General features: G+C 70.8%; 19 protein-coding genes. 9 read left to right on the forward strand and 10 right to left on the reverse strand.

Annotation, left to right across the window (positions count from 1 at the left end; all coding sequences use genetic code 11):
* The 3 genes from DLJ59_RS24090 to DLJ59_RS24100 all read right to left on the reverse strand — a co-directional run.
* Positions 1 to 691, reverse strand: a 691-nt coding sequence (locus DLJ59_RS24090; protein WP_148096963.1) for a hypothetical protein, incomplete at its 3' end; no start/stop codon positions are given.
* A 158-nt stretch (positions 692 to 849) separates the two neighbouring features.
* On the reverse strand, positions 850 to 1,812 hold the full coding sequence (locus tag DLJ59_RS24095; RefSeq protein ID WP_124774884.1) for a zinc metalloprotease: 963 nt from the start codon (positions 1,810 to 1,812) through the stop codon (positions 850 to 852).
* 158 nt (positions 1,813 to 1,970) lie between these two features.
* Positions 1,971 to 2,723, reverse strand: a complete 753-nt coding sequence (locus DLJ59_RS24100; protein WP_124774885.1) for a TIGR03089 family protein — start codon at positions 2,721 to 2,723, stop codon at positions 1,971 to 1,973.
* Between the two features lie 142 nt (positions 2,724 to 2,865).
* On the opposite strand from DLJ59_RS24100, the gene DLJ59_RS24105 reads away from it, so the two are divergent.
* The gene (locus DLJ59_RS24105) at positions 2,866 to 3,936 is read left to right on the forward strand and encodes a hypothetical protein (RefSeq protein WP_124774886.1); all 1,071 of its coding nucleotides are present in this window, start codon (positions 2,866 to 2,868) and stop codon (positions 3,934 to 3,936) included.
* A 52-nt stretch (positions 3,937 to 3,988) separates the two neighbouring features.
* On the opposite strand, the gene DLJ59_RS24110 is transcribed toward DLJ59_RS24105, so the two are convergent.
* The 4 genes from DLJ59_RS24110 to ligD (DLJ59_RS24125) form a co-directional block, all read right to left on the reverse strand.
* Positions 3,989 to 4,873 carry a hypothetical protein gene (locus DLJ59_RS24110; RefSeq protein WP_124774887.1) on the reverse strand — a complete coding sequence of 295 codons (885 nt, stop codon included), beginning with the start codon at positions 4,871 to 4,873 and terminating at the stop codon, positions 3,989 to 3,991.
* Positions 4,874 to 4,878: 5 nt separating this feature from the next.
* A complete protein-coding gene (locus tag DLJ59_RS24115) occupies positions 4,879 to 5,397 on the reverse strand; it encodes a SigE family RNA polymerase sigma factor (protein ID WP_244236198.1) in 519 nt (172 codons plus the stop codon).
* A 62-nt stretch (positions 5,398 to 5,459) separates the two neighbouring features.
* Entirely contained in the window at positions 5,460 to 6,374 is a 915-nt protein-coding gene (ligD, locus tag DLJ59_RS24120) for a non-homologous end-joining DNA ligase (protein WP_124774888.1), read from the reverse strand.
* Complete coding sequence (gene ligD, locus DLJ59_RS24125) at positions 6,364 to 7,305, reverse strand: non-homologous end-joining DNA ligase (protein WP_124774889.1); 942 nt, start codon at positions 7,303 to 7,305, stop codon at positions 6,364 to 6,366. The genes ligD (DLJ59_RS24120) and ligD (DLJ59_RS24125) overlap by 11 nt, the downstream gene beginning before the upstream one ends.
* Before the next feature lie 85 nt (positions 7,306 to 7,390).
* Here ligD (DLJ59_RS24125) and ku point away from each other — a divergent pair, with 85 nt between their 5' ends.
* The 6 genes from ku to DLJ59_RS24155 all read left to right on the forward strand — a co-directional run bounded on the left by ku (position 7,391) and on the right by DLJ59_RS24155 (position 12,690).
* Entirely contained in the window at positions 7,391 to 8,419 is a 1,029-nt protein-coding gene (ku, locus tag DLJ59_RS24130) for a non-homologous end joining protein Ku (RefSeq protein ID WP_124774890.1), read from the forward strand.
* Positions 8,420 to 8,492: 73 nt separating this feature from the next.
* Complete coding sequence (locus DLJ59_RS24135; RefSeq protein WP_124774891.1) at positions 8,493 to 9,131, forward strand: DUF4241 domain-containing protein; 639 nt, start codon at positions 8,493 to 8,495, stop codon at positions 9,129 to 9,131.
* A gap of 146 nt (positions 9,132 to 9,277) precedes the next feature.
* Entirely contained in the window at positions 9,278 to 9,949 is a 672-nt protein-coding gene (locus DLJ59_RS24140) for an FKBP-type peptidyl-prolyl cis-trans isomerase (protein WP_124774892.1), read from the forward strand.
* Between the two features lie 188 nt (positions 9,950 to 10,137).
* Positions 10,138 to 10,965 (forward strand): SCO6745 family protein, encoded by an 828-nt coding sequence (locus DLJ59_RS24145; RefSeq protein ID WP_124774900.1) that lies wholly within the window; start codon positions 10,138 to 10,140, stop codon positions 10,963 to 10,965.
* A 32-nt stretch (positions 10,966 to 10,997) separates the two neighbouring features.
* Entirely contained in the window at positions 10,998 to 11,651 is a 654-nt protein-coding gene (locus tag DLJ59_RS24150) for an HAD family hydrolase (protein ID WP_124774893.1), read from the forward strand.
* A gap of 28 nt (positions 11,652 to 11,679) precedes the next feature.
* Positions 11,680 to 12,690 carry an NADPH:quinone reductase gene (locus DLJ59_RS24155; RefSeq protein ID WP_124774894.1) on the forward strand — a complete coding sequence of 337 codons (1,011 nt, stop codon included), beginning with the start codon at positions 11,680 to 11,682 and terminating at the stop codon, positions 12,688 to 12,690.
* Positions 12,691 to 12,876: 186 nt separating this feature from the next.
* Here DLJ59_RS24155 and DLJ59_RS24160 read toward each other — a convergent pair whose 3' ends face one another.
* Complete coding sequence (locus DLJ59_RS24160; RefSeq protein ID WP_208648816.1) at positions 12,877 to 14,511, reverse strand: fatty acid--CoA ligase; 1,635 nt, start codon at positions 14,509 to 14,511, stop codon at positions 12,877 to 12,879.
* Between the two features lie 71 nt (positions 14,512 to 14,582).
* Here DLJ59_RS24160 and DLJ59_RS24165 point away from each other — a divergent pair, with 71 nt between their 5' ends.
* Positions 14,583 to 15,074 (forward strand): NUDIX domain-containing protein, encoded by a 492-nt coding sequence (locus DLJ59_RS24165; protein ID WP_124774896.1) that lies wholly within the window; start codon positions 14,583 to 14,585, stop codon positions 15,072 to 15,074.
* A gap of 36 nt (positions 15,075 to 15,110) precedes the next feature.
* Here DLJ59_RS24165 and DLJ59_RS24170 read toward each other — a convergent pair whose 3' ends face one another.
* On the reverse strand, positions 15,111 to 16,145 hold the full coding sequence (locus DLJ59_RS24170) for an aldo/keto reductase (RefSeq protein ID WP_124774897.1): 1,035 nt from the start codon (positions 16,143 to 16,145) through the stop codon (positions 15,111 to 15,113).
* Positions 16,146 to 16,270: 125 nt separating this feature from the next.
* Here DLJ59_RS24170 and DLJ59_RS37015 point away from each other — a divergent pair, with 125 nt between their 5' ends.
* The gene (locus DLJ59_RS37015) at positions 16,271 to 16,903 is read left to right on the forward strand and encodes a TetR/AcrR family transcriptional regulator (RefSeq protein ID WP_208648814.1); all 633 of its coding nucleotides are present in this window, start codon (positions 16,271 to 16,273) and stop codon (positions 16,901 to 16,903) included.
* A 119-nt stretch (positions 16,904 to 17,022) separates the two neighbouring features.
* Here DLJ59_RS37015 and DLJ59_RS24180 read toward each other — a convergent pair whose 3' ends face one another.
* The gene (locus DLJ59_RS24180) at positions 17,023 to 18,699 is read right to left on the reverse strand and encodes an MDR family MFS transporter (RefSeq protein ID WP_124774898.1); all 1,677 of its coding nucleotides are present in this window, start codon (positions 18,697 to 18,699) and stop codon (positions 17,023 to 17,025) included.
* Positions 18,700 to 18,859: the final 160 nt, after the last annotated feature.

The raw sequence follows: 18,859 nt of genomic DNA on the forward strand, positions 1-18,859 counted from the left end.
GGGTTACCTGGCCGGGGCGGTGGTCGAAGGTGTCCATGGTGAACCACTCGTCCAGCTCCGGGTCGAAGAGGTTCTGCAGGCCGAACTGCAACACCTGCCACCAGCGGCCCGGGTCGCGCTGGTCGACGTAGATGTCGCCGAGCGCGAGCGGGAACCGGAAGAACTCCCCCGGCACTGTCGAACCGCCGACGACCCCGACCCGCCAGTGGTCGACGTGCCGGTCCTTCTCACCTTGCAGGATCTCCGGCCCCATGTAGCGGGCGGTCTTCAGCTTGTCGTTGAAGATCTGGCGGTTGAAGAAACCCGGCACCTTGCTGCATTCACGGGGCGGGAACAGCGGAATGTTCGGCCACCTGTAGGTGAGCGTGTAGAGGGTGTTCTCGTAGATCAGGTTCGTGAACCAGATCGGGTGGTCGGGGCCGCCGGCGATCATCTGACTGTTGCCGTCGCGGCCCTGCCAGGAGAACGGCACGTCGATGCCGAGGTCCCGCACGATGTACCGGCCGGTGCCCTGGAAGTCGGCGGGGAGCAGCGGTGGGCGCGGCTCCCGCGGGTCGGGGGTCGTCGGGCCGTCGGCCTGGGCCGCGCGGGGCAGTGGCGCCGCCGCCGGACCGGGCGCGACGACACCGAGGGCGAACAACCCACCGGCGACCGCCGCCACCAGTGTCCGATGTGTACGCCTCGACGCCATGTGCCCTCCGCCGACGAAAGTGCCAGATGCCTTCGGCGAAGCGTAGGAGCAGGCAGAACGTGAGGACCGACGGAATGATCGGGCTCAACCGGAAGGGTGAACGAGGCGGGACCGGCGGTTCGCCGCAACGCGAACCACCGGCCCCGACGTCCAGTGGGCTATCCGGCGCCGCCGGCCCGGAACGCCACCCAGGCGTCGCTCATCCGATCGGCCTGCCCCGAGGTGAACATGTTCATGCAGGAGTCCTGCGTGTAGTCCATGAAGTTGTGGATCGGGTCGAGTCCGGGCGCGGTGCAGGAGTCCGCACCCACCGGGCAGTCGAACTGCGGCGCCGCCTCGCGCGGGGTGTCCGCGACGAAGTCGCCGGCCGCGGAGCAGCCGTGCGCGAAGGTGTGCTCCAGCATCAGCCAGTGCCCGACCTCGTGCGTCAGCGTGTCACCCAGCGCGTACTTGCCGGCCGTGCCGCCCGGCATCGACTCGTCGAGCATCACCACGCCGTCGATGTAGTCGCGCCCGTTGTTGTAGTCCTTCGGGAAGTACGCCCAGCCGAGCAGCCCGCCGCCGATGTTGGCCGCGTACACGTTCAGGGTCTCCGAGTCGCCGGTGTACAGCGCCTTCTTCATGTCCCGCTCGTTCTTGCCCGGCACCACCGTGTACCAGGCGCTGTTCACCGTCCACGTCGTGTCCACGAGCGAGAAGCGGAACGGAGTGTTGGCGGCGTCGCCGGCCGTGCGGCCCGCGAACGAGTCGTTGAGCACCGTCATCTGCGCGGCGATCAGGGTGTTCCACCTGGTCGTCTCGGCAGCGGTGAGCGGATGGTCGGAGACCATGTGGAAGACCGTGGGGATGGTGACGCTGCCGTTCGCCAGGCGCGGCGCGTCCTTGATCACGCCGTAGGCGTTGGCTTCGTTCTTGGCGTACAGCTCCGGTTCTTGCGCGGTGGCGCCCTCGGCGACCCGGGCGGCGCCGTGCGCGTCGGCGCCCGGCTCACAGGCAGTGACGCCCGGGGAGGCGGTCGCGGGCGCGGCGGTGGCGAGCGCCCCGGAGGCGCCGCCGGACGCCAGGAACGTCGCGGCGGTAGCGGTGAGGACCGCCACTCGGAAGGTCGATCTTCTGCGCATCGGTGCACCTTTCGATGAGGGAGGCGGTGCCGGGTCGATGACGTCGCTGTTCGGGTATGAGAACACGCCGACGGCATGGACAAAAGACCTCTGAGCAGGGCATGTGGCGGTGTAACGGAACCGGGTCGGCCAGCGCTGTTTGGGGCCGCTCGGCGGGTTCAGAGGATGCGGGTGACCTGCTCGGCGGCGACGACCTCGTCCCGCCGTACCGGATCGAGGTTGGCGGTGATCACCACGGACGCGCCGGCCGAGAGCGGGGCGAGCAACCACTTCAGCGGCTGCTCGGTCTCGGCGGCGTCGACCAGCAGCCGGTCGCCGGCCCGCAGGTCCATCATCCCGGCGATCTCCCGGGCGAGCGCCCCCCACTGGCCATAGGTGGTGCCGTCCGTGCTGGCCGGGTCCGACGGGTGGATGGCGGTGTGGTCGGGTGTGACGTCCGAGTGGCGAAGCACCTCGGCGGACCAGTCCAGCCAGCCCAGCGGCACGTCGGCCAGCCGACCCGCCCCGGTGCCGACAAGGTAGCGGTGCGGGGCGTCCGGCACGTCCTCCAGCCAGTCGTCCTGCCGCTGCGGGGTCACGAAGACCGCGTCGAACGGCCGGTCCCCGCCGGGTTCGAGCACCGGCAGGCCCGCCGTGGCGCGCGGCCGGAACGACACCGCCAGGCCCGCGGCCCACGCGCCCAACAACACCGCGGCGGTACGCCAGTGCGGCGGCAGCAGGACCGCTACGCGGCTGCCGGGGCCGAGCCCACAGCCGTCCCGCAGCAGGCTGGCGCTACGCGCCGCCCACTGGCCGACCTGCTGTGCGGTCAGGTCGGCGCGCTCGCCGGTCGCCTCGTCGCGGTAGCTGATCAACGGAAGCTCAGCCTCGACGGGTCGGGTCGCCAGGTCGGCCGTCACGATTGGCTGCATCTCCACGCTCCCGGGTCGACGTCGGCACCACAGTACTCAACGACTTTGGTCGCACCTGTCGTCGGCCGATGGCCGTATCGGGTGACCGATTGGCCCGCGCACCGTGCAGGGAACGATCCCGAGACGCCGCCGAGGAGCGCCCGTGCCGACCGGACCCGACCCCGTCACCGCTGACCATCCCGCCACCGACCGCCCCGCCGCCGCCGACCGTCTGCCACTGCGTCGGCGGCTCCTGCCGGTGCTCGCGTTGCTGCTGCTCGCGCCGTGGGCGGCCGAGTGCTCGTGGGGTGGCTTCGCCATCGACGACTTCCTGCCGGTGCTGATCTTCCTGGGCCCGATGTACGGCGGCGCGGCGATCCTCATCCGGGAGACCGCCCGACACCTCGGCGCGGGCTGGCCGACCATCGTGCTGCTCGCCGCCGCGTTCGGCGTACTCCAGGCCGGGCTGGTCGACCAGTCACTGTTCAACCCCGGCTACCTCGACGACACCCAGTACGCCGACACCCGTGCCGCCGCCGAGGCGACGCTGGTGCCGGGGCTGGATTTCAGCCTCCGGCAGGCGTTCGACTACGTCGGCAACCACATCGTGCTGACCATCTGCGCGCCGATCGTGCTCGTCGAGTCGTTCCTCCGGCCGGAGCGGCGGCAGCGGCCGTGGCTGGGCCGGCCCGGTCTCGCCGTGGTCGGCGTGATCTACCTGCTCGGCAGCCTGTTGATCTTCTCGGACAGCAGCGGCCGGAAGGGCTTCCTGGCCAGCCCCCTCCAACTGGCGTTCGCCGCCGTGCTGGTCTTCGCCCTGGTCGCGGTCGCCCTGCTGCCCCGCTGGCGCCGCGCCCTCCCGCGTCGGTCCCGTCGGGTGCCGCATCCGCTCTGGGTGGGTCTGCTGATCGTCCTCGTCCGCTTCGGCGCTGACCTGACGCCCGGCTGGCCGGGAGTGGCCATCGCCCTGTCGCTCGCCGCTGCCGTCGGAGGGCTGATCGCGTACTGGTCGTCGGGCAGCGGTTGGGGGCAGCGGCACGTGCTCGTTGCGGGCACTGCGGGCCTGGTCACCGCCGCGGCGTTCGCGTACCTGGTGCCGCCCTACTCCCCGGCGAGCCCGGCGGCGGCCCTGGCCGGCGACATCGCGGTCACCGTCATCACCGTCGCCCTGGTCGGCGGTGCCTGGTGGCGGCTGCGCCGTGCTTCGCCCGCTGTTCACGTCGCCGCGGGTTGATGCTCCCCGTCGGCCCGGCGTCCACAAGCGTGGACGCCGGGCCGCGCGGTTCCTACTCTTTGATCATCACGACGTCGGTCGGGCGTTCGACAGTCACCGGCGTGCCGTAGTCGAACACTTCGAGGGTCGAGTTGACAGTCCCCGTGTCGAGACGGCCCTTCACCGTCGACTGCCAGGTGACGGTGAGCGCCACCGTCGCGATCCGACCGTCGCGATCCAGCGTGACGTCGCCGGCCGTGCTGCTCGACCCGTCCCTGCCGGTCTCGGCATAGGTGAAGTGCAGTGAGCCGTCCGGCTTCTCGGTCACCGTCGCGTTCTGTCGCTTCAGAGCCGCGAAGAGGGCAGCCGGGTCGGGCTCGGCGGAACCCAGCACGTCGTCCCCGTCGCCGTACAGGGAGAGCCGGTCGTACGTCCCCGGGTACTGCCCGTACCGGCCGTACGTCTCGCCCGGGCCCTTGTCGGCCGGTAGGGGACCCAGCGGAGGCTCGCCACCCTGGTACCGGGTGCCGTTGATCAAAAGCTCGGTCATGACCGAGTCGTCCTTCGGCACCCGGACGTAGCCGGTGTCGGTCCTCGGGTCGAACGCGCCTTCGTAGGTCAGCCCGTCCGGGCCCGAGTGGGTCAGCCGCATCCGGTAGCTGATGTTCTCGCTGGCGGTCGCGGCCGAGACCAGCCGCATCGCCGGCGAGGCCGGCTCCGGTTGCGCGGCCTGGGTGGTGACGTCGGAGCGGCCCGCCGGAGAGTTTGTCGGAACGGTCAGCGCGGTGCCGACGCCCAGCGCCAGCAGCGCGCACGTGCTACCGACCAGCGCGGTGGTCCGGCGTCGCCGGGCCCGCCGGCCGCGCTCGATCAGCGCACCCACCGGGGGTACGGAGTCCGTCGCGTCGTCGACGATGTCGTGCAGCCCATGGGCGAGACGGTCATCGATGTTGTTCATGACTATCACCTGCTTACCGAGTCGAAGGATTCCTCAAGGAGGTGGCGCAGTTTGCCCAGGGCTCGGGCGTTCTGGCTCTTGACGGTGCCGAGCGAGCAGCCCAGGACCTGGGCGACCTCGCGCTCGCTCAGGTCCTCGTAGTGGCGGAGCACCACCACCGCTCGCTGTTTGGCTGGCAGCGACATCAGCGCCCGGCGCAGCACGACCACGTCCGGGCCGATGCCGTCGGTCGCGGCGGGCCGGTCGGGAACGTCCGCGAAGAGGCTCTCCCGGCGACGTCGCCGCCACGCCGAGGTGTGGTTGTTGACCAGGGCCCGGCGCAGGTAGGCGTGTGGGTCGCCGAGCCGGGACAGCCGCCGCCACCGCTCATAGACCTTGACCAGGCTGTCCTGGAGCAGTTCCTCGGCCCGCCACCGGTCGCCGCTGAGCAGCATGGCCAGCCGGATATGTCGCTGCCACGCCACCTCGACGAACGCGACGTAGGACCGGTCCGCCGCGGACAGTGGTTTCTGTTGGTCGGTCACGCGCCTTACACGCCGCGGGGTCACCGAAGGTTGTCGCGTCCTGCGGACGTTGTCGGCGCCCGTCAGCGGTTGGGCAGTTCCGGGCCGCCGTCGAGCAGCGGGCCGAGCAGGTCGTCGTACTCGTCGACCCGGGCCAGGACCTCGGCGGCGGTGAACTGGCGGACGGCCGGCTTCCGACCGCGCCCGCCGGCCTCCACCTCGTCCCAGGTCAACGGTGTCGACACCGACGGCACCGACTGGGCCCGCAGCGAGTACGGCGCCACAGTGGTCTTCGCCGCGTTGTTCTGACTCCAGTCGATGAAGACCTTGCCCGGCCGGAGGTTCTTCGCCATCTTCGACACGATCAGCTTCGGGTGGGCCTGCTCCAACTCCTGGGCGATCCGTCGCGCGTAGTCGGAGACCAGATCCGACGACTGGGTGCCGGCGATCGGGCAGCAGAGCTGCATGCCCTTCTTGCCGGACGTCTTCGGGTACGACTCGATGCCGTCCTCGGCGAGCCGGTCGCGCATCAGCACCGCCACCGGGCAGCACTCGGCGAGCCCGGCCGGTGGCCCCGGGTCCAGGTCGACGACCATCATGTCCGGGTGTTCGCCCACCTTCCACTGCGGCGTGTGCAGCTCCAACGCGGCCAGGTTGGCCAGCCAGACCAGGGTCGGCAGGTCGTCGGCGATCACGTAGTCGATGGTTTCCCGGCCCTTCGTCGACCCGGGCGCGGGCAGATTCTCCACCCGCACCCAGTCCGGGGTCGCGGCCGGCGTGTTCTTCTCGAAGAACGACTTGTCGTCCACCCCGTTGGGGTAGCGGATCCGGGTGACCGGTCGGTCCCGCAGGTGCGGCAGCAGCACCGGGGAGATCCGGGTGTAGTAGTCGATCACCTCACCCTTGGTGAACCCGGCCGCCGGGTAGAGCACCTTGTCCAGGTTGGACAGCTCCAGCGCGCGGCCCTCAACATCCACCCGCAGCCGGTCAGCCGGCATCGTCGACCTCCTCCGGAGGCTTGTCCGGGCGCAACCGCAGCACCCGGGGGAAGCGCAGCCGGCCGTCGGGGGTGCGCTGGCCGTACTTCACCTCCACCACCACCCTGGGTGCTACCCAGATGGCGCCCCGGGCATCCTCGCGCGGCACACCCGGTGCGAACGGTGACACGCCGGAGCGCAGCGGTTCCAACTCGTCGAGGAGCTGCCGCTCGATGGCGGCACCGATCCCGCCGCCGACCCGACCCCGGTAGATCAGCCGGCCGTCCGGGCCGGGGACCCCGACCAGCAGTCCGCCGATCCGGCGCGCGCCCGGTCGCCAACCGCCGATGACGAAGTCGCCGGTCACCTCCAGTTTGACCTTCACCCAGTCCGGCGAGCGCACCCCCGGGCGGTAGACGGCCCCGACCCGCTTGGCCATCACCCCCTCCAGACCGTGCTCACCGGCCGCCTCGTAGGTGGCCGGGCCGTCGGCGAACATCGGCGGCACCGCCCACCGGAGGCCACCGAGCGCGAGCGATTCGAGCGCCTCCCGGCGGCGCTCGTAGGGCCAACCGGTCAGGTCGTCGCCGTTCAAACGGAGCAGGTCGAAGATCATGTACGTGACCGGCATGGCCGCTGCCAACCGGGCCGCCTTGACCCGGTCCCGCACGTGCATCCGCTCGGCCAGCGCGGTGAACGACGGCTGCCCACCCTGGCCCAGCAGCACCACCTCGCCGTCGAGCAGCGCGTCGTCGACCTGTTCGGGCAGGGTGGCCAGCTCCGGGTACGCGGCGGTGATCTCCACACCGGAGCGGGCATACAGGTGCTGGTCGCCACCGGAGATGTCGGCGAGCGCGCGGACGCCGTCCCACTTGAACTCGTACGCCCAGCCGTCACCCGCCGGGAGCGGCCCGGTCATCGCGAGCATCGGCTTGAGCGGCGCGCCGGGCACGACCCGACTGTAGTAGCAGGCCGAACACCTCGCGTCCGGTTCTTTCGGATGCGAGCATGGTCGATACCGGGGAAGGGAGCGCAGGATGCGTGCCATCTGGAAGGGAGCCGTGTCGTTCGGGCTCGTCTCGATCGGGGTGAAGCTCTACTCGGCCACCGAGGAGAAGGACATTCGGTTCCACCAGGTGCACCGCGAGGACGGCGGCCGGATCCGCTACAAGCGCACCTGCTCGGTCTGCGGCGAGGAGGTCACCTACGACGACATCGCCAAGGGCTACGACATCGGCGGCGGCGAGATGGTGATCCTCACCGACGAGGACTTCGCCGACCTGCCGCTGACCAGTTCCCGCGCGATCGACGTGCTGGAGTTCGTCCCAGCCGAACAGGTCGACCCGATCCTCTACAACAAGGCGTACTTCCTGGAGCCGGAGGGCGCGGCGACGAAGCCGTACGTGCTGCTGCGCGACGCGCTGATCGACTCGGAGCGGGTGGCCATCGTCAAGGTGGCGCTGCGCCAGCGGGAGCAACTGGCCACGTTGCGGGTCCGCGAGGGTGTGCTGCTGCTCAACACCATGCTCTGGCCGGACGAGATCCGTACCCCGGACTTCGGTTTCCTCGACGAGGACCTCAAGGTGCGCCCGCCGGAGCTGGCCATGGCCAGTTCACTGATCGACTCGATGACCGGCGAGTTCGAGCCGGACGTCTTCACCGACGACTACCGGGCCGCGTTGCAGGAGGTCATCGACGCCAAGGTGGAGGGTCGGGAGGTCGTCCAGCCGGAGGAGGTCGAGGAGGCCCCGGCCGCGGCGGTGGACCTGATGGCGGCGTTGAAGGCCTCGGTGGAGCGCGCCAAGGCGGCTCGCGGCGAGCAGCCCGCCCGCGGCGGTGGCGGTGCTGGTGAGCCGACGCCCATCTCGTCGGCCCGGTCCGCCCAGAAGGCAGCCGAGAAGAAGGCGGCCAAGGCACCCGCGAAGAAGACCGCGGCGAAGAAGACGGCCGAGAAGAAGGCGGCGGAGCCGGCGAAGAAGACCGCCGCGAAAAAGACCGCGGCTAAGAAGGCCGAGCCGGCGAAGAAGACCGCCGCGCGCAAGAGCGCACCCCGCAAGAGCGCCTGACCGTACGGCAGCGGCGGCGCTGTCCGCCGGGCCGGGTACGCTCCGCCGGCCGCTGGCGACCGGAGGAGCCCCCATGCCGTACACCCCTGATCTGGACCGGTTGTTGACGCCCGGCGCCCGCTTCACCGACGAGCACGGCGGGTACCTGATCGAGGTTCACCCGGTGGGCGAGATCGTGTTGCCGACCGGCCGGGTGGTCGGGTGTGACCCGCTGGTCTGCCCGGAGGCGGAGCCGTTCACGGTGACCGTGCCGCCAGGGCGGCATCCCGCCCGCGCCTGGGTCGCGGTGGTGCTCCGGGAGGACGCCGAGGTGGACCGACGGGTCGCCGCGCTGGAGCTGGTCGTCTCCGCCGAGCCGACCATCCGCTGGGAGCCGGCCGTCGCGGGTGACCAGGACGTCGCCACGCTCGGCGCGGACGACTACTTCGGGTACGGGGTGGACGCGGGCGTCGGCACGTTTGCCGACCCGACCGCGCTCGCCGTCCTGGAGGGCTGGGACTCCGATCGGGTCGAGGAGGTCTTCATCCCCGCCGAGCTGCCCTCGTCCCCGGTCCCGGGGCTGATCACCGCCGTGCTGGACGAGGCCAGCGGCGCCAACGTCGTCACCGTGGCCACGGGTTGGGGCGACGGCTGCTACGGCACCTGGATCGGTCGGGCCGCCGATGGCCGGGTCACCTCGTTCGTGACCGACTTCATGGTCGTACCGGAATAACCGCCCGGGAAAGCCCCGGATCTGCCGTGCTGGGCGATCCGTGCCATCCGCGGCGGGCACGGTAGGCCGCAGTGCGGGTACCGTGTGCGTCGGCTTTCCCCCCGGCACCGGGTGCCGGCCACACTTCGCAGCAGGGAGTCGACGACGTGAGCGAGCGGACGCAGCAGAAGGGCCCAGACCAGAGCCCGGCGACCAAGTCGGGGCGACGCCTGGCCGCCCAGTTGGCGGAGAAGAAGGCAGCCGACGCGAGGCGGAAGCGCAACGCGTGGGCCAGCGGCCTCGCCGCCGTCGCCGTGGTCGGGGTGCTGATCGCCGTCTTCGTGACGATCGGCGGTGGCGACGACAAGCCCAAGAACTCGGCCGACACCACCCCGTCCGCCTCCGCCCCGGCCGCCGACGAGGCCGGCGCGCCCCCCGCCCCGCAGCTGCCCGAGGGCGCCGATCCCGCGCTGGGCACCAAGCCGGCGGTGACGCCGGGCACGGGTGAGCTCAAGAAGCTCGTCGTCACGCCGCTGATCAAGGGCACCGGCCCGGCCGTGAAGAAGGGCCAGAACATCACCACCAACTACGTGGGGGTGTTCTTCAAGGACGGCAAGGAGTTCGACTCCTCCTGGAAGGCCGGACAGCCGGCCACCTTCCCGATCGGCGTCGGCCAGGTGATCCCGGGCTGGGACCAGGGCCTGGTCGGGGTGACCGTGGGCAGCCGGGTGCAGCTCGACATCCCGGGCGAGTTGGCGTACGGCAACGACGAGGCCGCCGGCGATGGACGGCCGACCGGCCCGCTGCGCTTCGTGGTGGACGTGCTCGCCGCCCAGTGACCTGTCCGGGTCGTCCCGGTTGTCGCCGGGTCGCGATGGAGTTGTTCACATGAGGCTTCCGGCCCGTCACCCAGCGGCAGTAGGTTCGGCGTCACCCCGGGCGGTTCGTCGCCCGGGGTGAGCAGCCGGAACCGGACGCGGAGGTGCATGTGACGGCGCTGGACGAGCCTGGGCGGGTTGCCCGGTCGATGTGGGCGTACTTCGAGCCGGTGCATGCGGTCACCTACCTCCACCCCCGGGCCCGTGCCGCGTACGAGGCGGTTGGGCTGCGCGGTTACTGGCGCGGGTACTTCGCCGGCCGGGCCGCGCCGCTCGGCGCCACCGAGGCGGCCCCGGTGATCGCCGCCTTCTTCAACTTCGCGCCGCCGATGGTCGCTCGCGCGCTGCCGGCGGTGTGGCGGTTGGCCACCCCGCAGGAGGCGTTGCGTGCCCGCCTGACCGGTGCGGTGCAGGCGCTCGCCGAGCTGACCTACGAGCTACCGGAGTCGCACCTGGTGGAGGCGGCCGACCTGCTGGAGCGGGCCGCCTCGGCGGCGCAGACCGCCGGCCGGGTGCTCGGCGCGGTCAACGCGGCCCTCCCGACCGGCGAGTACCCGCTGGCACGCCTGTGGCAGGCCGCCACCACGCTGCGCGAACATCGGGGGGACGGGCACGTGGCGGCGCTGGTGGCCGCCGGGCTGGACCCGGTGGAGACGCTGACCGGGCGGGTCGCGCTGGACGGCTCGCCGCCGCAGTATCTGCTCGGCCGGGGCTGGTCCGAGGAGCAGTGGCAGGCCGCCCGCGAGCGGCTCACCGAGCGGGGCTGGCTGACCGGGGACGGCACGGCCACCGACGAAGCCCGGGCCGGGTTCCAGGCCATCGAGGACGCCACCGACCGGGCCGCCGCGCACCCGTGGCAGGCGCTGACCCCTGCCGACACGGATCGACTCCGGGAGCTGCTGGAGCCGATCGCCCGGGCCGGCCACACCCTGCTTCCCGAGGGCAGCCCGCTCGGTCTGCCCGCGCTGCCCGACTGACCGGGCACCCGTCGGTCAGGCAGGATGGGCCCGTGACGGATGCGGTGGTCTTTGACCTGGACGGCGTGATCGTGGATTCCGAGCCGGTGTGGGAGGAGGTCCGCCGGGCGTACGTGGCAACGCACGGCGGGACGTGGCAGCCGGACACCCAACGCCGGCTGATGGGGATGAGCACCGGCGAGTGGGCCCACTATCTGAGCGGGGAGCTGGGCGTCGGCCGCACCGCCGAGCAGGTCGCCGTCGAGGTGGTCGAGGAGATGACCCGACGCTACCGGGACCACGTACCCCTCATCGATGGCGCCGACCAGGTCGTCCGCCGGCTGGCCGCGCGGTGGCCGCTCGGGTTGGCCAGTTCGTCGCCGACCCGGCTGATCGAGGCGGCGCTGGCGGCGACCGGCCTGACCGACGCGTTCGGCGCGACCCTCTCCACCGAGCAGACCGAACGGGGCAAGCCGGCACCGGACGTGTATCTGAGCGTGGCGCGGAGCCTCGGCGTCGATCCGACCCGCTGTCTGGCGGTGGAGGACTCGTCCAACGGGGTGCGTTCCGCCGCGGCGGCGGGGATGCGGGTGGTGGCGGTGCCGCACGGGTCGTACCCGCTCGACCCGGACGCCGCAGGGCTGGCGGTGGTGACGCTGCACGCGATCGGTGAGCTGACCCCCGAGCTGGTGGACGAGCTGGGTTGACCGGGGCCGAGCGGGGTAGAGACCACGGATGAAGGCCATCGTGTACGAGCGCAACGGCGACCCGTCGGTGCTTGGGCTGGTCGACCGGCCGGTGCCGGAGCCGGGTGCGGGCGAGGTCCTGGTGCGGATGGCGGTCTCCGGGGTGAACCCGACGGACTGGAAGTCCCGCCGCAACTCCCCGCCGGACGGCTGGCAGATTCCCGGGCAGGACGGCGCGGGGGTGGTCGAGGCGGTCGGCGCGGGGGTGGACCCTGACCTGATCGGTGAGCGGGTGTGGGTCTGGGAGGCCGCCTGGCAGCGACAGTGGGGCACGACGGCGGAGTACACGCTGGTGCCGGTCCGGCAGGCGGTACGCCTCGGCGCCGCCGCGTTCGAGCTGGGGGCCGCCCTGGGCATCCCGTTCCTCACCGCGCACCGTTGTCTGACCGCTGGCGAGTTCATGCCGGACACCCTGCGGGCTGGGGCGTTGGCGGATCACACGGTGCTGGTGCAGGGCGGCGCGGGCGCGGTCGGCAACGCCGCGATCCAGCTCGCCCGTTGGGCCGACGCCACGGTGATCGCCACGGTGAGCAGCGCGGAGAAGGCGCAGCTAGCGGCGTCGGCCGGCGCCTCCTTTGTGATCAACTATCGGGAGCAGGACGTGGTCGGGGAGGTCCACAAGATCGCCCCCGACGGGGTCCACACGATCGTGGAGGTCTCCCCCGCCCGTAACGCCGCGACGGACGTGCAGGTGCTGCGGCACGGCGGCGCGGTCTGCATGTACGCCGACGACGGCGGGGACGAGGTGCGCATCCCGATTCGGGCGATGATGGTCCCGAACGCCCGTTGGCAGTTCGTACTGGTCTACACGGAGCCGAAGTCGGCCAAGGCGCAGGGTGTGAAGGACGTGGCGGCGGCGGCCAGTCAGGGCGGCATCCGGGTGGGCGCGGACGCGGGCCTGCCGTTGCACTACTACCCCCTGGCGGAGGCGGCTGCGGCGCACCAGGCGGTGGAGGACTCGACGGTGGGCAAGGTGCTCATCACGACCAGCGAGGCCTGATCGGGTCGCTGGCCACCCGATTTCCCCGTCAGCAGGACAGAGGCGAATAACTTTCGCAACAATGACGGTGCGGGTCATCCCGCGTGGAGCGGGCGGCCCCGGCGCGGTGCGAACGCCGGGGCCGCCCCTGGGGAGGGTTGTTCAGGAGTACTCCCGCCCTAACAGGCGACAGTGCCTGGCAAAACGTTACGGGGCTGTCAGCTCCCGGACAGTCAGCTCGCCCCCGGCGTACCGCGAACGGACGACCTTCTTGTCGAACTTGCCCACGCTCGTCTTCGGCACCGTGTCGATGAACGCCCAGCGCTCGGGCAACTGCCAGCGCGCCACCGACCCGGCCAGGAAGTCCCGCAGCTCCTCGGCGGTCACCGAAGCGCCCTCCCGGAGCACCACGGTGGCCAGCGGACGTTCGTCCCACCGCTCGTCCGGGACACCCACCACGCACGCCTCCAGCACCGCCGGGTGCGCCATCAGCGCGTTCTCCAGCTCCACCGATGAAATCCACTCACCACCGGACTTGATCACGTCCTTGGCGCGGTCGGTCAGCGTGATGTACCCGTCCGGCGAGAGGGTGCCCACGTCGCCGGTGCGCAGCCAGCCGTCGCGGAACTTCTCCTCGTCCGGGGCGTCGTCACCGACGTACCGGGCGGTCACCCACGGCCCCCGGACCTCCAACTCGCCCACCGCCCTGCCATCGGCGGGCATCGGCTCACCCGACGGGCCGACGATGCGCGCCTGCACGCCCGCCGGCACCCGCCCCTGCGTGTAGCGGTAGCGCCACGCCTGCTCACCGGTCACCCCGGCGGGCGGACGCGACACCGACCCCAGCGGGGACATCTCGGTCATCCCCCAGGCGTGGATGACGTCGATCCCGTGCCGCTCGTCGAAGGCGTGCATCAGCGCCGGCGGGCACGCCGAGCCGCCGACGATCACCTCACCGAGCGAGGAGGTGTCCACGTCGTGGGTGTCCAGGTAGGCCAGCAGATCGGTCCAGATGGTCGGCACCGCGCCGGCCAGGGTGGGTCGCTCGGCGGCGATCATCTCGGCGATCGGCGCGGCCTGGAGGAACCGGTCCGGCATGATCAGCGACGCGCCGGAGAGGAAGGCCGCGTACGGCAGACCCCAGGACATGGCGTGGAACATCGGCACGATCGCCAGCTCCCGGTCGGTCGGCCCGAGACCGAAACCCTCCGGCATGCAGACCTGCAACGAGTGCAGATAGATCGAGCGGTGCGAGTAGGCCACACCCTTCGGGTTTCCGGTGGTGCCCGAGGTGTAGCAGAGCGCGGCGGCGTCGCGCTCGTCCACCTCGGGCCAGTCGTACACCTCGGGCCGGTCGGCGAGCAGCGCGTCCCAGTGGTGCACGGTGATCCGGTCACCGGCGGTCGCCACCAGCGGCGCCGGGTCGCCGCCGCCGACCACCACGACGTGCCGCACCGTGGTCAGCTCACCGATCACCCGGGCCAGCAGCGGAATGAGCGTGCTGTCGACGAGCACCACCCGGTCCTCGGCGTGATTGGCGATGTAGACGACCTGGTCGGGAAAGAGCCGGATGTTGAGCGTGTGCAGCACCGCACCCATGCTCGGCACCGCGAAGTAGGCGACCAGGTGCTCGTTGTTGTTCCACATGAAGGTGGCGACCCGCTCATCGCCGGTCACCCCACACTCGTCGCGCAGCGCGTGTGCCAGCCGGGCGGCGGCACGGCCCACCTCGGCGTACGTCATCCGGCGGGGTTCGGCGCCCGTCCAGGTGACCACCTCGGCCGTGCCGTGCACCCCTGCACCGTGGTCGAGGATCCGGGAGATCTGCAGAGGGGCGTCCATCATCGTGCTACGCATGGGTAACAAGCTAGTGTCGGCGGTCACACGTTGGGAACCCCCGTAAGTTGTCGCAGGTGAGCATCTCCTGGGCCGACTCATACGTAGGGCAGTTGCGCGCGCTCGCCGGGGACCGGACGCTGATGTTCGTCGGCGCCCGCGCCGTGGTCAACGACGACGCCGGACGCATTCTGCTGATCAAACGCTCGGACAACGGCCAGTGGGCCATGCCGGCCGGTGCGATGGAGTTGGGCGAGTCGATCGCCGACTGCGCGGTACGCGAGGTCCGTGAGGAGACCGGGCTGCGCGCGCTGCGGGTCTGCGCGTTCGCCCTCTACACCGGCCCGGACCGGACGAGCACCAACATGTACGGCCACACGTACCAGGTGTTCACGACGGCGTTCAAGGTGGAGGAGTGGGACGGGCAGTTGACCCGGGTCACCGACGAGACCACCGACGCCGGGTTCTTCACGCGCGACCGGTTCCCCGCCCCGCTCTCTTCCTCGGTCCTCGAGACCCTGGCCGATTTGGACGTCTTCGAGCAGACGAACCGGCTCATCCTCAAGTAGGGGGAGCCCCGGGGTCACCGACCCCGGGGCTGCGCCTCACTGCGGGTAGCGGAGCCCGGCGAAGTACCCCTCCTGGATCCAGTTCGGGTACGCGACCGGCAGCTTGGTGGCCTCGTCCAGCTCGGTGAGGTCCTCCGCGGTCAGCGTGAGGTCCGAGGCGGCGATGTTGTCGACCAACTGCTCCTGCTTGCGGGCACCGACGATCACACTGGTCACGGCCGGCCGGGACAGCAGCCAGGCGACCGCAGCCCGGGCCGGGCTGACCCCGTGCCGCTCGGCGACGCCCTTGAGCACGTCGACCACCCCGAAGGCGTGCTCCGGGTCCATCGGCGTGAAGCTGGCGTAACCGGGCTGGGCGCTGCGTGCGCCACTGTCGGCGACGGCACCGTCCCGGCTGACCTTGCCGGAGAGGAAACCACCGGCGAGCGGGCTCCACACGGTCAGCCCGACACCCTCGTTGAGCGCCATCGGCACCACGTCGCGCTCCACGTCCCGGCCCAGCAGCGAGTAGTACTCCTGCACCGAGACGAACCCGGCCAGCTTCTCCCGGGCGGAGATGCCCAGCGCCTTGGAGATCTGCCAGGCGGCGAAGTTGGCCGCGCCGATGTAGCGCACCTTGCCCTGCCGGACCGCGTCGTCGAGCGCGCGCAGCATCTCCTCCATCGGAGTGACCTGGTCGAAGTTGTGGATCTGGTACAGGTCGATGTGATCGGTGCCCAGCCGACGCAGGCTGTCCTCCAGGTTCTGCATGATGTGCAGCCGGGAGGTACCGACGTCGTTCGGGCCGGGCCCGGTCCGGGAGTGCACCTTCGTGGCCAGCACGACGTCGCGACGCCGCTTGCCGAGCGCCTTGCCGAGCAGTTCCTCGCTCTCGCCGTCGCTGTAGCCGTCGGCGGTGTCGACGAAGTTGACGCCCGCGTCCAGCGCGGTGTCCACGAGTCGCTGCACCTCGGGCAGCGCCAGCCCACCGAGGGTGCCCCAGAGCGGGTGCCCGCTGCCGCCGAAGGTCATCGCGCCGAGCGAGATCTCCGAGACGTACACCCCGGTGTTGCCCAGCAGTCGGTACTTCACGTCTGTTGCTCCTCGTGGTGGGTCGGAGGCCGAGGTCAGGCACTCCGTGGTCACTATGTCGGACACTGTGTCCGACGCCGAGCGTACGTCGCCGACCCAGCCCCCGGCCACCTAGGATTCCGGCTATGCCCTCGATCACCCGCCGTCGCCCGCACAACCCCGACGGGCGTGCCGCCGTCGAAGCGCGGGTGCTGGCGGCCACCGAGCGGCTCCTCAAGGAGGGCATCCGCTTCACCGACCTCGGCGTGCAGCGGATCGCCGCGGAGGCCGGCGTGGCGCGGTCGACCTTCTACACCCACTTCCGGGACAAGAGCGAACTGCTCATGCGCCTCGCCGGCACCATGCGGGAGACCTCCTTCGGCCGCACCAGCGAATGGGACCCCGCCGGGCCCGGCGACCCGCTCGTGGCGCTGACCGAGATCTTCACCGACGTGATCCGGATCTACCGGACATACGCCCCGGTGTTGGCAGCGGTCAGCGAGGTCGCCGCCTACGACGAGGCGGTCCGCGACTACTGGGCGGCCGGGCTGGAGCGGTTCGTGGCCCGTACCGTCGACGCGCTCCGGATCGAGCAGCAGGCCGGGCGCACCCCGGCCGACCTGGACGTGTCGATGGCCAGCCGGTTGATCGTGCTCGGCGGCGACCGCTTCCTGGCCGACCACGTCAGCACCACCCCGGCCGACCCCGACACCGATGCGGCGGCGGCCCGGGAATTGGCCGCGACCTGGTGGTACGGCGCCTACCGCCGCCCCGCCTGACCCATCAGCACGCCCTGCTGACAGGAAAGTCGGGGCATCCCCGGCACCCGGACACCCCGACTCTCACCGACCCCGAGACGATCACGCCGCCTGGCGGGTCGTTCCACGCGGCGATCTGCTCAGATCATCGTCTGGGACTTGGCCTCCATGTCGGCGGCCGCCTCCTCCTTGGACTCGCGGGTCAGCGGCTTGCCGCCCGGAGCCGGGGCCTCGCCGCCGAGCGGATCGGCACCACCGGTGGCGCCCTTCGGACCGGCACCCCGAAGCTGCGTGTTGGGCAGCGTCAAGGTGACCACCACCGCCACGATCGCGATCAGGCCGGCGGTCAGGAAGACCATGTCCAGCGCGTCGACGAAGGCGTTCTGGATGGCCGCGCGTACCGGACCCGGCAGGGCCATGATGGTGGCCGGATCGTTGATCGAGATATTGGTACCGCCACTCGCCGCCACGGCGGCCTGCTCCTGCGGCGGAAGCTGCGCGATCGCGCCGGGCAACCGGTCGGCGAGCCCGCCGGTCAGCCGGGACGAGAGCACCGTGCCGAGGATCGCCACCCCGAACGAACCACCCAGCGACCGGAAGAAGGTCGCCGAGGAGGTGCCAGCCCCCAGATCGCGTACGGAGACCGCGTTCTGCACCGCCAGGATCAGCGACTGCATACACAGACCCAGCCCGACGCCGATCACCACCATGAACCCGAACGCGACCCAGAGTGAGGTGCTCACCGCCAACTGGGTGAAGAGGAACATGCCGGCCAGCAGGGTCACCGAACCGGCCACCGGGAACCACTTGTAACGGCCGATCCGGGTCATCGCACGGCCGGTCAGGATCGAGGTGATGATGATGCCGGCCATCATCGGCAGCATCAGCAGACCACTGCGGGTCGGCGAGGCGCCCTTCACGATCTGCAGGTACAGCGGGATGAAGATGATCGAACCGAACATCACCAGACCGATGATCAGCAGAGCTGAGTTGGCCAACGCGAAGGTGGCGCTCCGGAACAGTCGCAGCGGCAGGATCGGCTCGGCCACCCGGGCCTCCTGGAGGATGAAGAGCACCCCCAGCACCGCACCGACCACGAAGAGCGTGATGATCACGCCGGAACCCCAGGGGTACTCGTTGCCGCCCCAGCTCAGCGCGAGCAGCAGGGAACTCACCCCGGCCACCAGCAGACCGGCGCCGAGCCAGTCGATCGAGTGGTCCCGACGTTCGAACGGGATCAACCGCATCACGTGGTAACAGACGATGATGGCCAGGATCGCCAGCGGCACGTTGATGTAGAAGATCCACCGCCAGTCGGTCTCCGCGAAGTAACCACCCACCAACGGCCCGGCGACCGACGAGATCCCGAAGACCGCGCCGAACAGGCCCTGGTAACGCCCACGTTCCCGGGGTGACACCACGTCCGAGATGATGGTGAAGGCGAGGGTCAGCAGACCACCGGCGCCGAGACCCTGGATCCCCCGGGTGACGATCAGCTGAGTCATGTTCTGCGACAGCCCGGCCAGCAACGAACCGACCAGGAACGTGCCGATCGAGAAGAGGAAGACCGGCCGACGCCCGTACAGGTCGGCCATCTTGCCGTAGAGGGGCGTCGACGCGGTCGAGGCGAGCAGGTACGCGGTGACCACCCACGAGTAGTGGTTGATTCCGCCCAGCTCACCCACGATGGTCGGCAGCGCCGTGCCGACGATGGTCTGGTCGAGTGCGGCCAACAGCATGCCGGTCATCAGGCCGACCATGAGCAGCCGGATCTGCTGACGATTCAGCACCGGCGCTTCGGAGGCTTCGGTGGTCATGTGCCCTTCTATCCCGCCACCCGCAGAACATGCGCCCAACCGCCAAAAAACCAACCCGGCCCAACCCCCCGACACCATCGTTGATCATGAAGTTATTGCCACGACACGCCGCGCGAGGTGGCAATAACTTCATGATCAACCGGGGGGTGGGGGGTGGGGT

The organism is Micromonospora inaquosa, from assembly GCF_003857055.1.
Classification (GTDB): Bacteria; Actinomycetota; Actinomycetes; order Mycobacteriales; family Micromonosporaceae; genus Micromonospora; species Micromonospora inaquosa.